Source organism: Caballeronia eucalypticola (assembly GCF_047608185.1).
In the GTDB taxonomy this organism is placed as follows: domain Bacteria; phylum Pseudomonadota; class Gammaproteobacteria; order Burkholderiales; family Burkholderiaceae; genus Caballeronia.
Genome location: NZ_JBLKRU010000012.1, coordinates 84,542 through 98,394, shown reverse-complemented (window position 1 = coordinate 98,394; position 13,853 = coordinate 84,542). Strand labels below are relative to the sequence as shown.

The following is a 13,853-nucleotide window of genomic DNA, read 5'->3' as shown; positions in this document are numbered from 1 at the left end:
GGCTTGAATTAAGCGGCAGCCTGCAACGCCCCTTCCGCGCTTTGGACCGGCTCCAATGCCGACCGATCCGCAAATGCCTCGCCAATCATCAGCAAACTCGGCTGGGATGCATCGAGCCAATCCTGCGCCTGACCAATCGCCATGTCGCCCAGCGTGAGCGTCAGCGAACGCTCGCGCGGTGTGCTGCAAGCCTCGACGATAGCAACCGGCGTCGACGCTGCCTTTCCTGCATCGATCAGTTGCTGCGCGATCTCCGGTGCGCTGTCGCGGCCCATGTAGAACACAAGCGAATCCGCGCTTGCCTGCTCGCGGATTTCGTCACTGTCGGGCGCACGGCTATAGGTCGCCAACGCAACGCTGCGCGCTACCCCGCGCAAGGTCAGCGAGCGCTTCAACGTTGCGGCGCTCGCCAGCGCGGCCGTAATTCCCGGCACCACTTCGTACTCAATACCCGCTGCTTCGAGCGCGCGCATTTCTTCGTCGGCGCGGCCGAACAACATGGGGTCTCCGCCCTTCAAACGCACGACAATTTCGTGTTCGAGCGCGGCATCGACGATCTGCTTGTTGATGAAATGCTGCGCCGTCGACCGCTGTCCGCAACGTTTCCCGACCGCGATCTTGCGTGCTTCCGGCGCGTAGTCGAGCATGGCCGGCTCGATCAACGCATCGTGCAGGACGACCTGCGCCTGGCTCAACAACTTCGCGCCACGAACCGTAATCAAGTCCGCAGCACCCGGTCCCGCACCGATCAGATACACCTTACCCATAATCAATACTCAGGCTGAATAAGAGCGAATCATTCCGGCCGCAACCGTGTGATGCGTCGCTTCATCAATAAGAACAAACGCACCCGTGCCCTGATGCGTGTCGTAGGCATCGCAGACGATCGGCTTTTGCAGCGTCAGCGCCACGCGGCCGATGTCGTTCATCGTCAGATCATGGCGGTCCACCGCGTGCAGCAGCGTATGCACGTCGAGCACTTCCTTGATCGCGCCAATCCGCGCGAACACCGTGTTCGTGGTCTGCTTCAGCAAGTATTTGCGCTGCGGCGAGAGCGGCTCTTCATCGAACCAGCACAGGTCCGCATCCAGCCTCTTCGCCGGCTCGATCTTCGCGCCAGTCGTGTTGCGCGGCACGAATGTATCGCCGCGCGAGACATCGATATCTTCGGCCAGGCGAATGGTCACCGTCTGGCCCGCGAACGCACGATCCACTTGCGCCACGCCGCCCGGAACCGGCGCGATGATCTCGGCGACGGTTGCGTCGCGATTAGCCGGTAGCACCGTGATGGTATCGCCCAGCTTCACTTCGCCTGATTCCACCCGGCCCATGTAGCCGCGAAAATCATCGGCCTGACTGCCGTCCTGACGCGCGACCCATTGCACCGGGAAACGCAGCGCCTGATCGACAGGCTGCGACACCGGCAGCGCTTCAAGCAGATCGAGCAGCGGCTCGCCCGCGTACCAGGGCATGCGCTCGCTCGCGGTCACGATGTTGTCGCCCTTCAACGCTGACACCGGCACGAAGCGCACATCGGCAATTCCAAGCCGGCGCGCGAGTTCAACGTACGCGTCGCGGATCTCGTTGAAGCGCGACTCGCTAAAGTCGATCAGGTCCATCTTGTTGATCGCGACGATCACATGCTGCAGCCCAAGCAACTTGACGATCGCGCTATGGCGCACCGTCTGCGGCAACAACTGCGCGACGCCATCCTTCAATGTCACGCGCGTAGCGTCGACAAGAATAATCGCAGCGTGCGCAGTCGATGCGCCCGTGACCATGTTGCGCGTGTACTGCTCGTGGCCGGGGGTATCGGCGATGATGAACTTGCGCTTCGCCGTTGCGAAATAGCGATATGCAACGTCGATCGTAATGCCCTGCTCGCGCTCGGCTTCAAGACCATCGGTCAGCAGTGACAAATCGATTTCATCGCCAACGGTGCGCTTATTCTTCGCGCGCGACAACGCGGACAACTGATCCGACAACACCGCCTTGCTATCGAACAAGAGGCGCCCGATCAGCGTGCTCTTGCCGTCGTCAACGCTCCCTGCCGTGATGAAACGCAATACGCCGAGGTCTTCGGGTTGATGAATGCTCATGATGTTTCCCTGTTCCTTGTTTGCGGCGTGATGCTTAGAAATAACCTTGTTTCTTGCGGGTTTCCATCGCAGCTTCGGACGCTTGATCGTCCATGCGCGTGGCGCCGCGTTCCGTGATTTCCGTCACGGCCGTTTCCGCGATGATCTTCTCGACATCGTCGGCATCGCTGGCAACGGGGCAGGTGCAACTGATGTCGCCAACGGTCCGGAAACGCACTTGTGCGACTTCCGATACTTCGCCTTCCAGCAGCGGCGTGATCGGCGTCAGCGGCACGAGCAAGCCATTACGACGAATAATTTCGCGATCGTGCGCATAGTAAATAGACGGCAACTCAAGCTTCTCGCGGCCGATGTATTGCCAGATATCCAGCTCGGTCCAATTCGAAATGGGGAACACGCGCAAGTGCTCGCCGTTATGCAGGCGCGCGTTATAGATGCTCCACAATTCCGGGCGTTGCGCTTTGGGATCCCACTGGCCGAATTCATCGCGGAAAGAGAAGATGCGCTCTTTAGCGCGGGCCTTCTCTTCATCGCGACGCGCGCCGCCGATCAGCGCCGTATAACCATATTCTTCGATGGTTTCAAGCAGCGTAACCGCTTGCGCGGCGTTACGCGAATCCGTTTCGCGACGCAGGCGCACGGTGCCTTTCTTGATCGAATCTTCGACATGACCGACCACGAGCTCAGCGCCAATTTCAGCAGCACGACGATCGCGGAAGTCGATGACTTCGCTGAAGTTATGACCGGTATCGATATGAACCAGCGGGAACGGCAGCACGGTCTTGCGACCCGAGCCAATGCCAAATGCCTTCAACGCAAGATGCAGCACGACGACCGAATCTTTGCCGCCCGAAAACAGCAACGCAGGCTTGCTGCATTCGGCCACGAGTTCGCGCAGGATATGAATGGACTCGGCTTCGAGCCAGTCGAGGTGGTCCATGCGGTCGCCGCGATTGGCGACGGGGGCGTTGACTGTTGAATCGAGCGTGCTGCTCATATGCGTCGTTCCTTGGTTGCTTTGCATGACACCCAGCTTGTGGCGTCGTGCGTCAATATCAATGCGTTCAGAGCGCCGAACTTGGCGCTGCGCTGCGATCTTCCACGATCTTGATGTTCGTCACGTGCAAGCCGCATTCCTTCGTGTCCCGCGATTCCCACCACCAGCGCCCTGCCCGGCTGTCTTCGCCCGGACGGATAGCGCGCGTGCACGGCTCACAGCCAATGCTCGGATAACCACGCGCGTGCAGCGGGTTGACGGGGACATCGAAGGCTTTCAGATAGGCCCAGACATCGGCTTCGGTCCAGTCCGCGAGCGGATTGAACTTGGCGATTCCGCGTGGCGCGTCGTGCTCTTCTTCGTGCAACTCTACGCGCGTGACGGATTGCTCGCGCCGCTGTCCCGTGACCCACGCGCTCACGTCCTTCAGCGCGCGATTCAACGGTTCGACCTTACGAATGCCGCAACAGCTTTTACGCAGATCGACACTCTCATAGAACGCGTTCAGACCGTGATCGCGGACATATTCTTCAACCGCTTGCGGCTGCGGATGAAACTGTTCGATGTCGAAGCCATACCGCTCTTTCACGCGATCGATCATGCCCAGCGTTTCAGCATGCAGACGGCCCGTGTTCAGCGAGAAAATGCCGATCTTCACACCGCGCGAAAGAATCGCGTGCGTGAGCAACATATCTTCGGCGGCGAGACTGCTGGCTAGCTTGACGTTCGCATGACGTTGCGCGATGGAATCGAGCAACGCATCCAGGCGTTCGACTTTGGCTTGCAGTTCGGCATTCATGCAGACGCTCCGGCGGCGGCCGCTTTTTCACGACGACGGAACAACGGGTTCGGATCGTCTACCGCGCCTTGATACGGAATGCTCAGTTCACCGAACGCATTCAGCGCGTCGTGAATGTCTTTGTCGGCGCGGACGGCGAACGCATCGAAACCGCAACGCGCGTGAAAACGCAGTTGGTCGCGCAAGACATCGCCGATAGCCCGCAACTCACCCTTCCACTGATAACGTTCGCGCAGCAAACGGCCGATGCTGAAACCACGGCCATCGCTGAACTTGGGGAAATCGACGGCGATCAGCGCGATCTTGTCGAAATCTTCGACCAGTTCGGCGGGTTCATCGTCGGGGGCAAGCCACACGCCTATCGGTTCTTTTTTGTGCGCCGATGTCAACGCGCTCTTGTGCTCTTTCCACCACGCGAACGGCACGATCACCTTGCCGGGCAACAATGCATCGACTGCGGGCAGCGTGCCGTCTTCAGCAGCACGCACCACGGTCCAGTCGTCTTCCACCACTTCGCGATTCTTGATAATCAAAGCCATATGCTTATTCCTTAGCGACTCAACGTAGCAAATCAGGCATGCGCCGGCTGGCGCGACGCGTACACGCGTTCCTTGAACGGTGCGATGCCGATACGGCCATACGTCTCGATGAAACGCTCGCCTTCGATGCGGTTCTCGACGAACGTATCGATCACCTGCGACACCACGTCGGGCATCTCTTCCGCCGAGAACGACGGGCCGATCACGCGGCCAAGATGCGCGCCCGTTGCACCCGAGCTTTGCTCTCCGCCGAGCGTGACCTGATACCACTCCGAGCCGTCTTTATCGACACCCAACACACCGATGTTGCCAATGTGATGATGACCGCACGCATTGATACAACCCGAGATGTTGAGCGTCAGGTCGCCAAGGTCGTAGACGTAGTCGAGATCGCTGAAACGCTCTTGAATCGCTTGCGCAATGGGGATCGACTTCGCATTCGCGAGCGAGCAGAAATCGCCGCCCGGGCACGCAATGATGTCGGTGAGCAAACCAATATTCGATGTCGCGAATCCCAGCGCCTTCGCGCGTTCCCACACCGTATGCAAATCGCGCTTTTTCACGTTCGCGAGGATCAGGTTCTGCTCGTGCGAGACGCGGATTTCACCGAACGAGAATTCATCGGCGAGATCGGCGACGGCTTCCATCTGTACGTCCGTTGCATCGCCCGGCGCAATGCCCGTCGGCTTCAGCGACAACGTCACCGACGCATAACCCGGCACCTTGTGCGGACGCACGTTGCGTTCGATCCAGCGCGCGAACGGCTTGCTATCGATGAGATGCTTTTCATACGATGCATCCGTGTCCGGCAGCTTTTCATACGCGGGCGGTGCAAAAAACTGCGACACGCGGTCGAGTTCTTCTTGTGTGAGCGTGGAAGGACCATCCTTCAAATGCGCCCACTCTTCTTCCACTTGCTGCGCGAATTTCGCGGGGCTCAGCGCTTTCACGAGAATCTTGATCCGCGCCTTATACATATTGTCGCGACGGCCGTAGCGGTTATAGACACGCAACACGGCTTCGCAATACGTCAGCAGATGCTGCCAGGGCAGATCTTCCTTGATGACCGCGCCGACGATCGGCGTACGGCCCAGACCGCCACCCGCGAGAATGCTCGCGACCACTTCGCCGTCAGCGTTCTTCTTCAGATAGACGCCCAGATCGTGCACTTGCACGGCTGCGCGATCTTCCACCGAGCCGTTCACGGCGATCTTGAACTTGCGCGGCAACCACGCGAACTCAGGGTGAAAAGTCGACCATTGACGCAGGATTTCGGCCCACGGACGCGGATCGACGATTTCATCGGGCGCAACGCCAGCGAACTGATCTGCGGTGATATTGCGGATGCAATTGCCTGACGTTTGAATGCCGTGCATTTGCACCGATGCCAGCTTGCGCAGGATTTCCGGCGTCTCTTCGAGCTGAATCCAGTTGAACTGGATGTTGGTCCGCGTCGAAAAGTGGCCGTAGCCGCGGTCATGTTCCCGCGCGATGGTGCCAAGCATGCGCATCTGGTCGCTGCGCAAGTTGCCGTACGGAATCGCGATGCGGTGCATGTACGCGTGCCGCTGCATATAGAGACCGTTTTGCAGGCGCAGCGGCCGGAATTCTTCTTCGCTCAACTCGCCGGACAAACGGCGGCGTACCTGGTCGCTGTATTGAGCGACGCGTTCGTCGACGATTTTCTGGTCGATCTGATCGTATTGATACATTCGGGGGCCCCAGTTTTTAGTAGTTCCATCAGTACGGCGTCCTAGCCACGCCGCACATCGCTATTAGTAGAGTCATTGTCTGGAACGCCGTTCGGACGGTGTGTTCATTTGCTTATGACAAATACAGATATCGATATTGGAAAAATTGGCTCGATGGTAATAAACTTCCTATATATTGCAAACGACTGATAAATTACTTTGATATGCGGATGGGTTATATATGAATCTGCACCAGTTCCGCTTCGTGCGCGAAGCCGTCCGGCAGAATTACAACCTCACCGAAGCCGCTAAAGCGTTGTTTACGTCACAGCCCGGGGTATCGAAGGCGATCATCGAGCTGGAGGATGAGCTCGGGGTCGAGATCTTCACACGTCATGGCAAACGGGTTCGTTCGCTGACGGAGCCGGGACGAATTATCCTGGCATCGGTGGAAAAAATCTTGCAGGAAGTTGAAAGCCTGAAACGAGTCGGTAAAGATTACGCCGCGCAAGATCAGGGCAATCTCGTGATTGCCGCCACGCATACACAGGCGCGGTATTCGTTGCCGAATGCAATCGCGGAATTCAAGAAGCGCTTTCCGAAAGTGCACCTTTCAATTTTGCAAGGCAGTCCGACGCAGGTCGCGGAAATGGTCATACATGATCAGGCGGATATTGCGATCGCCACGGAAGCCATCGCCAACTATAAAGAACTGGTTTCGTTGCCGTGTTTCCAGTGGCATCACGTGGCCGTGGTGCAGCCGGACCATCCGCTGCTCGAGCGCAAGCTGCTGACGCTCGACGACCTCGCGCAATACCCGATTATCACCTACGACAACGCGTTCGCCGGCCGCACGAAAATCAACCAGGCGTTCGCGCTGCGTCACCTGACGCCGGACATTGTGCTGGAAGCCATTGATGCCGACGTGATCAAGACTTACGTCGAGCTGGGCCTGGGCGTGGGCATTCTCGCGGATATCGCGTTTAATCCGGAACGCGATAAACACCTTCGCGCGATGCCCGTCGGTCATCTTTTCGGCACGAATGTCACGCGGCTCGCTTTGAAACAAGGCGCGTATCTGCGCAGTTATGTGTACACGCTGGTCGAACTGCTCTCGCCTTCGATGAACCGCAAGCTGATCGAGCAGGCGCTGTCGGGTGAGCACGAAACTTACGAGCTTTGATTGAGCGGATTGGCGTACGACGTGAGACAAGAGCCACGCTCACGTCTTAAGTCGTGCCGCGCGATTTTTGTCATCCCACACTTCAGCATTTTTAAACCACACCTCTTCGCGGAGACCATCCAATGAAGTTGTCGAAGTTCATGCGCCCGGCGCTGATGTTCAGCGCGCTCGCGTTCCTTAGCGCAGCGGCCAGCGCGCAACTGAAAGTCGGTATCGATTTGTCGAGTACGGGTCCGGCGGCCGCTATCGGCATCACGAGCAAGAACGCCATGCTGATGTGGCCGAAGACGATTGCGGGTCAGCAAGCGGAATACATCATTCTCGACGATGGCTCCGATCCGGGCGCGGCCGTGCGCAATATCCGCAAGCTGATTACAGAAGACAAGGTCGATGTGATCGTCGGACCGAACATCACGCCGGCAGCCATGGCGGCGCTTGATCCGGTGGCCGAATACCAGACGCCGATGATTACGCTGATCGGCTCGGCGTCGGTTGTCGAGCCGCAGGAAGGCAAGAAGGTGTGGGCGTTCAAGATGGCCCAGACCGACCGCGCGATGGCCGACGTCATGACCCGCACGATGGTCAGCCGGAACGTGAAGACGGTTGGTTTCATCGGTTTCGCCGATAGTTACGGCGATAGCTGGTTCAACGAGTTTTCGAAGTTCGCCGAGCTGCGGCATATCAAGGTGGTCGCGAGCGAGCGCTTTAATCGTACCGACGCTAGCGTGACCGGGCAGATTCTCAAGCTGATGGCCGCGAAGCCGGATGCGGTGCTGATTGCCGGCGCGGGTACGCCGACGGTGTTGCCGGAACGCACGTTGATCGAGCGCGGTTATAAAGGCGCGATTTATCAGACGCACGGCATTGCGACGCCGGAGTTCATCAAGCTCGGCGGCAAGGACGTGGAAGGAACGCTGTTCCCCACGCAACCGGTCGTGGTCGCGCGGACGTTGCCGGCTGATCATCCGTCGAAGAAAGCGGCGCTGGCTTTTGTCGATGCTTACGAGGCGAAGTACGGCAAGGGCACGGTCACGCAATTTGCCGGCGATTCGGCCGGGGTTTATCCGCGGCTGCAGGATGCGGTCGGACGCGCGCTGAAGGCCGGGCAGCCGGGGACGGTGGCATTTCGGGTGGCGCTGCGCTCGGAGCTGGAACACGCGCATGAACTGGTCGTGCCGAACGGCGTGGTCAACACCAGCGCCACCGATCACGTCGGCTTGGATCAGCGGGCCAGCGTGATGGGCATCATCAAGAACGGCCAGTTCACGTATTTGAGCCAGTGAGTGCAGCGGTCTGCCACGTGTCTCCAAGGGCTTGCCCGCGGAAACGATTTTCGGCATAATCGCTGACTTGCCGGTTGGCGTCGGATTTTTCCGCCTCCAGTCGGCTGATTCAAATGCTGTTTGCCCGGGTGGTGAAATTGGTAGACGCAGGGGACTCAAAATCCCCCGCCGCAAGGCGTGCCGGTTCGATTCCGGCCCCGGGCACCATTTCCGAAAAGCCGTTTCTGCGTATGCAGAGACGGCTTTTTCGCATTTGGGCGCTGGTTGGAGTCTGCTGGGCAGTTGCGGCTGACGACCGAAAGCCACTGGCCGCCCTTCGCCGCCACGATTGTTTCTCTCCTTTAAAAGCCGGGCCGCACAAACAGATATCATGTGCGCTCATTAATACCTGCCGTGCTTACCCGGCATTCCTGCTGGAGTTTCTATGGCCTCATCCCCTGATAGCGTCAGCATGGCGTTGTTTTGCGACTTCGAAAACGTCGCCCTCGGCGTGCGCGACGCGAAATACGACAAGTTCGACATCATGCCGGTGCTCGAACGGCTGCTGCTCAAAGGCAGCATCGTGGTGAAAAAGGCTTATTGCGACTGGGATCGCTACAAAGGTTTCAAAGCGGCCATGCACGAAGCGAGTTTCGAGCTGATCGAAATCCCGCACGTGCGCCAGTCAGGCAAGAACTCAGCGGACATCCGGCTCGTCGTCGATGCGCTCGATCTCTGCTACACCAAATCTCACGTCGATACATTCGTCATCATCAGCGGTGATTCGGACTTCTCGCCGCTCGTCTCGAAGCTGCGCGAGAACGCAAAGAAGGTGATTGGCGTCGGTGTAAAAAACTCGACCTCCGACCTGCTCGTCGCGAACTGCGATGAATTTATTTTCTACGATGACCTCGTGCGCGAGCAGCAACGCTCGATCGCCAAACGTGAAGCGCGCGAGGCGCGTGAAGCACGCGACGCACGGGATGCGAACGCAGCGGCATCATCGTCGGCGAAGCGCTCACCCGAGGAAGGCCAGCCCAAGCAGGAACTCGAAGCCCGCAAGGCCAAGGCCATCGCGATTGCGGTGGAAACGTTCGATGACCTCGCCTCCGAGCGCGGCGAAAGCGGGAAGATCTGGGCGTCGGTGCTCAAGAGCGCAATCAAGCGGCGCAAGCCCGATTTCAACGAGTCGTACTACGGGTTTCGCGCATTTGGCAATCTGCTGGAAGAAGCGCAAGTGCGTGGTCTGCTCGAAGTGGGCCGGGACGAGAAATCGGGTTCGTTCGTGTTTCGCACGCAATCGGTGGCGGTCACTGAATCCGTGAGGGATATCGAGGCGCCCATCGCGCAGAAGGAAAATCGGCAGGCGGGTAACTCAGGCAACTCAGGCAACGACCGGAATCGGAGGAAAGGCCGCAACCCGCGTCAGCAAGTTTCCGAACCCCTCTTCGATGAACCGCGCGATGCTCAAGCCGTAACGCCTTCCGAAGCGCGTGACGAACACGATCGCGGGGACGAACCGAACCAACGATCGCAAGTCGGGGAACCGCTTGTCGACGCATCGCAAACCGCGCAACAACCTGAGGCGCAGCCGGAAGCGCGACCCAGGCAAGGGCGTGACCGCAATCGTCGGAACAATCGGAACCCTAGGCCGCAGGTTCACGAACCGCTGTTCGATGTAGCACAGGAACTGCCACCCGAAACTCACGTAGAAACTCGCGCGGAAGCCGTCGGCGAGCGACCATTCTTCACGCTGCCGGTGAAGGCTAAGGATGAATTCGTGTTCGTGGAGCGCTCGGAAGAAACGCCTGCGCATCCCATCGAAGTCAGTGAAGCGCCGTCACCCAAAACTGGCGCGGCGCGGCGTGGACGTCAAGCAGCGGCGAAAAAAGTCGTGGAAAAAACTCAGCCGGAAGCGCCGGTTGAGAGTGTCGCCGCAGCCGAAAGTGTCGCCAGCACGGACAAGCCCGCCGCAAAGAAAACGGCAGCGAAAAGGGCACCGCGTAAAACGGCCCCGGCCAGCCGGCGTCCGCGAAAGACGGCGGCCGCAACTAGCGAAGAGTGAACGGTTGAGGACGCGTCATCGCCATGACTTGGTTGTCATGGCGATGACGGTCTGGGTGGCTGAACGTCCGGCTGCCTATGCCGCAGCGCTCAACGCAACGTCGCATCACCTCACATCACGTCAAGGCTCCGGGATCTCGAGATCCATCAGCGCCGAGCTTAGCGATTTCCCGTGCGCATCCAAAGCGAGCGATCGCGTCACGCCCCCACCCAGCGCGCGCCCGAGCACGAAATTCATCGCCGCTATTCCCGGCAATTCGAAGCGCGTCACATCGCCCTTCACCACATCGCTGAGATGCGCTTTTACGCGCTCCGGCGTGATATGCGCGAGCAGATGATCGTAGTGCCGCGCGTCGTAACAGATCACCGATACATTCAGCGTATTGCCCTTATCGCCGGTTCGGGAATGAGCAAGTTGGCGTAGTTTCATCTCAAGCCTCCACCATTTCAAACGATGGCCGTAAAAGTTCGCGCGGCAACAACACCGACTGCACCGCTATCACTTCGCGCGTTGTCTTTGTCACCCCGCCGCCGCCAGCCGGACCATTGGTATAAAGCGTCTCGACTTCATTGCCGATACGAACCGCTTCATCCATCGAATCCGTTCGACCGGCCACGCGCAAACGAACCTCATACGGCTCCGCGTTACGCTCTCCCAGCGTCGCGCCATGCAATGAATCGATACCGATCAAATCGAAGCGCAGTTCGCTGGTCACGACGCCCGTTATCTCCAACCGTTCACGCACAATCTCGAGCGCCAGTTTCGCGCGCGCGACCGCGCCCGGACCGCCATACGAAATCTGCCCCTCGCCGATAAACCCATCCACGTAAGCCACGGTCACCTTCAATGTTTCCGTGCGCGATGTCCCGCGTCCACCGCTCACCCGCACGCGATCCGGCGCCTGTTCCACCACGCAAACCTGCGTGAAGTCGGCGACTACATCTGGCTGCAGATATCGGCGGGGATCGTGGATTTCGTACAGCAGCTGCTCCTTGCATGTGGCCTCCGTTACTCGACCGCCGGCGTGCGCGACCTTCGTGATCGTGACGTTTCCATCGGCGTCGACCTCGCCTATCGGAAAGCCGAGGCGCGCGAGCATCGGAACATCCTTGAAACCAGGATCAGCAAAATAACCGCCCGTAATCTGTCCCGCGCATTCGAGCAGATGCCCCACCACGGTTGCCTGACCGAGCGTGTTCCAATCGTCCATCGGCCAGCCGAATGCGTGGATCAGCGGCGCCGTGAACAACGACGGATCGGCCGCGCGGCCGGTGAGCACGATATCGGCGCCGGCCTTTAACGCATGGACAATCGGCTCCGCGCCCAAATACGCATTCGCCGAAACAAGCCGGCTGTCGTAGGTGGCAACGCTGTCGCCCGACTCTTCGAACACATACGCCCCTTGCCTCACTACATCGAGTACATCGTCGCCGCTCACGGCCGCGATTTTCAAACCGCTCAACCCCAGCTCATGCGCAATCGATGCCGTCTTGCGTGCCGCCGCCAGCGGATTCGCCGCGCCCATGTTCGAGACAATCTTCACACCGTTACGCACGGCGGCCGGCAATACCGCGCGCATCCTGGCTTCGAGCAACGGGTCGTAACCCAGCTCCGGATCTCTCCGACGCACTTGTTGCGCCAGTGCAATGGTTCGTTCTGCCAAGCACTCGAACACGAGATAGTCGAGCGCCCCGTGTTCGACCAGTTCGACAGCGGGTTCGATGCGATCGCCCGAGTAACCCGCGCCCGCGCCGATCCGCACGCGGGTAGCCCGGGTCGCAACGTTGAGTGCAGCAGTCATACCCATTCCTTGCGTTAAAAAACGCGCTCAAAGAGGAAAGATGCCCAGCACGACGCACGCGATCGTCATGACGATCGATGCGCCGAACAGCAGCGGAAAAGTGAATTTCTGATGATCGGCGAGATCGATACCCGTCAGCCCGACGACGAGGAATGTCGCGGGAGTGAGCGGGCTGACCGGGAATCCCGTTGTCATCTGGCCGAGTAACGCTGCTTGTCCGACATGCACGGCCGGCACGCCAAGCTGCCCCGCTACTTCCGCGATGACCGGCAGCACGCCGAAGTAGAACGAGTCGGGGTCGAAGAGCATGCTAAGCGGCATCGACAGGAAGCCAAGTGCGACGGGAATGTGCGTGGCCATCGAAGCCGGCACAAAACCTACGGCGGCTTGCGCCATTGCCTTGAGCATGCCGCTGCCTTGCATGACACCCGTGAACACACCCGCTGCGAGCAGAATGCCGGCCATCAACAGCGCGGCGCGCGCGTGCGCATCAATGCGCTGGCGCTGCATATCCACGTTCGGATAGTTGACCAGTAACGCGACGCACAGCCCGACCATGAACATGATCGCCGGCGGAATCTTTTCGCCCATGACGACCATCGTGCCGAGCACTATCAGCGTCAGCACGATGTTGAACCAGAAATTTTTCGGACGACGCAGCGCCTTTTGTTCGTCGGTGAGTTCGCGTTTCGGCATCGGGATTGCGCCGTCAGCGCCGGTATATCCCAAGCGCTTCTCCTCGCGTCGGCCGAGCCACCAGGCCACGCTGAACACAAACACGAGACCCACGATCTGCACCGGAATCAACGGATTGAATAACGCCGATATAGGCAGATGCAACGACGCCGACGCCCGGATCATCGGCCCGGTCCATGGCAGGAAATTGATCCCGGCTGCCATCGATGCCGCCGCAGCGAGCACGCGCCGATCCATCTTGAGACGATCGTAAAGCGGCAGCATCGCGGGGATGGTGACGAGAAAACACACCGCGCCCGAGCCGTCGAGGTGAATCAGCAGCGCGAGCAGCGTCGTGCCCATCACAATGCGCGTCGGCCGCGTGCCCACCGTGCGCAAGATGCGGTCGATGATCGGATCGAGCGTGCCGGCGTCGGTAATCGTGCCGAAGTACAGGATCGCGAAGACGAACATGCCGACCACAGGCGCGAGGCTCTTCAGCCCGTCGATGACAAACTTGCTGGTCTGCAAGCCGAAGCCGCCAATCAGCGATGCCGCTATCGGCACGATGATCAGCGCCACCAGCGGCGACATCCGTTTTGAAAGAATCGCCGCGAGCAGGACGACGATAGTGGCGAGGCCAAGTAGAGGCAGCAAGGTTTGTCTCCAATCTTTTCATCGATTGTTTTATGTGTCAACCAAGCGTAGTTTCGCAACGTCGATAAAACAATTGAAATGATTT

At 59.3% G+C, this 13,853-nt stretch carries 12 protein-coding genes and 1 tRNA gene; 4 read left to right on the top strand and 9 right to left on the bottom strand.

Annotated elements, in window-relative coordinates; all coding sequences use genetic code 11:
• Positions 1-8: 8 nt before the first annotated feature.
• The 6 genes from cobA to ACMX25_RS16240 form a co-directional block, all read right to left on the bottom strand.
• Complete coding sequence (gene cobA, locus ACMX25_RS16265; protein ID WP_414951021.1) at positions 9-767, bottom strand: uroporphyrinogen-III C-methyltransferase; 759 nt, start codon at positions 765-767, stop codon at positions 9-11.
• Between the two features lie 9 nt (positions 768-776).
• Positions 777-2,102, bottom strand: a complete 1,326-nt coding sequence (locus tag ACMX25_RS16260) for a sulfate adenylyltransferase subunit 1 (protein WP_414951108.1) — start codon at positions 2,100-2,102, stop codon at positions 777-779.
• A gap of 31 nt (positions 2,103-2,133) precedes the next feature.
• Positions 2,134-3,096 (bottom strand): sulfate adenylyltransferase subunit CysD, encoded by a 963-nt coding sequence (cysD, locus tag ACMX25_RS16255; protein ID WP_414951019.1) that lies wholly within the window; start codon positions 3,094-3,096, stop codon positions 2,134-2,136.
• Between the two features lie 67 nt (positions 3,097-3,163).
• Positions 3,164-3,895: a phosphoadenylyl-sulfate reductase gene (locus ACMX25_RS16250; protein ID WP_414951018.1), complete on the bottom strand. Its 732-nt coding sequence runs from the start codon at positions 3,893-3,895 to the stop codon at positions 3,164-3,166.
• Positions 3,892-4,434: a DUF934 domain-containing protein gene (locus ACMX25_RS16245; protein ID WP_414951017.1), complete on the bottom strand. Its 543-nt coding sequence runs from the start codon at positions 4,432-4,434 to the stop codon at positions 3,892-3,894. Before ACMX25_RS16245 ends, ACMX25_RS16250 begins: the two co-directional genes overlap by 4 nt.
• A 32-nt stretch (positions 4,435-4,466) precedes the next feature.
• Entirely contained in the window at positions 4,467-6,146 is a 1,680-nt protein-coding gene (locus ACMX25_RS16240; protein WP_414951015.1) for a nitrite/sulfite reductase, read from the bottom strand.
• Between the two features lie 220 nt (positions 6,147-6,366).
• Here ACMX25_RS16240 and ACMX25_RS16235 point away from each other — a divergent pair, with 220 nt between their 5' ends.
• The 4 genes from ACMX25_RS16235 to ACMX25_RS16220 all read left to right on the top strand — a co-directional run bounded on the left by ACMX25_RS16235 (position 6,367) and on the right by ACMX25_RS16220 (position 10,635).
• Entirely contained in the window at positions 6,367-7,308 is a 942-nt protein-coding gene (locus tag ACMX25_RS16235) for a CysB family HTH-type transcriptional regulator (RefSeq protein WP_414951014.1), read from the top strand.
• A 122-nt stretch (positions 7,309-7,430) separates the two neighbouring features.
• Positions 7,431-8,591 carry an ABC transporter substrate-binding protein gene (locus tag ACMX25_RS16230; RefSeq protein WP_414951013.1) on the top strand — a complete coding sequence of 387 codons (1,161 nt, stop codon included), beginning with the start codon at positions 7,431-7,433 and terminating at the stop codon, positions 8,589-8,591.
• A 122-nt stretch (positions 8,592-8,713) separates the two neighbouring features.
• A tRNA-Leu gene (locus tag ACMX25_RS16225) sits at positions 8,714-8,798 on the top strand.
• Between the two features lie 217 nt (positions 8,799-9,015).
• Positions 9,016-10,635, top strand: a complete 1,620-nt coding sequence (locus ACMX25_RS16220) for an NYN domain-containing protein (protein ID WP_414951012.1) — start codon at positions 9,016-9,018, stop codon at positions 10,633-10,635.
• Between the two features lie 120 nt (positions 10,636-10,755).
• Here the strand turns inward: ACMX25_RS16220 and ACMX25_RS16215 are convergent, their stop codons facing one another.
• The 3 genes from ACMX25_RS16215 to ACMX25_RS16205 are packed head-to-tail and all read right to left on the bottom strand — an operon-like array spanning position 10,756 to position 13,768.
• Positions 10,756-11,064, bottom strand: coding sequence for an AtuA-related protein (locus ACMX25_RS16215; RefSeq protein ID WP_414951011.1), 309 nt, complete (start codon positions 11,062-11,064; stop codon positions 10,756-10,758).
• A gap of 1 nt (position 11,065) precedes the next feature.
• A complete protein-coding gene (locus ACMX25_RS16210; RefSeq protein ID WP_414951010.1) occupies positions 11,066-12,436 on the bottom strand; it encodes an acyclic terpene utilization AtuA family protein in 1,371 nt (456 codons plus the stop codon).
• Positions 12,437-12,463: 27 nt separating this feature from the next.
• Positions 12,464-13,768, bottom strand: coding sequence for a CitMHS family transporter (locus ACMX25_RS16205; protein ID WP_414951009.1), 1,305 nt, complete (start codon positions 13,766-13,768; stop codon positions 12,464-12,466).
• Positions 13,769-13,853: the final 85 nt, after the last annotated feature.

Bases quoted from the DNA above. Each gene is read 5' to 3' on its own strand.
- ACMX25_RS16250 (WP_414951018.1), bottom strand. From the start codon at position 3,895: ATGAATGCCGAACTGCAAGCCAAAGTCGAACGCCTGGATGCGTTGCTC.
- ACMX25_RS16240 (WP_414951015.1), bottom strand. From the start codon at position 6,146: ATGTATCAATACGATCAGATCGACCAGAAAATCGTCGACGAACGCGTC.
- cobA (WP_414951021.1), bottom strand. From the start codon at position 767: ATGGGTAAGGTGTATCTGATCGGTGCGGGACCGGGTGCTGCGGACTTG.
- ACMX25_RS16220 (WP_414951012.1), top strand. From the start codon at position 9,016: ATGGCCTCATCCCCTGATAGCGTCAGCATGGCGTTGTTTTGCGACTTC.
- cysD (WP_414951019.1), bottom strand. From the start codon at position 3,096: ATGAGCAGCACGCTCGATTCAACAGTCAACGCCCCCGTCGCCAATCGC.
- ACMX25_RS16215 (WP_414951011.1), bottom strand. From the start codon at position 11,064: ATGAAACTACGCCAACTTGCTCATTCCCGAACCGGCGATAAGGGCAAT.
- ACMX25_RS16235 (WP_414951014.1), top strand. From the start codon at position 6,367: ATGAATCTGCACCAGTTCCGCTTCGTGCGCGAAGCCGTCCGGCAGAAT.
- ACMX25_RS16210 (WP_414951010.1), bottom strand. From the start codon at position 12,436: ATGACTGCTGCACTCAACGTTGCGACCCGGGCTACCCGCGTGCGGATC.
- ACMX25_RS16245 (WP_414951017.1), bottom strand. From the start codon at position 4,434: ATGGCTTTGATTATCAAGAATCGCGAAGTGGTGGAAGACGACTGGACC.
- ACMX25_RS16230 (WP_414951013.1), top strand. From the start codon at position 7,431: ATGAAGTTGTCGAAGTTCATGCGCCCGGCGCTGATGTTCAGCGCGCTC.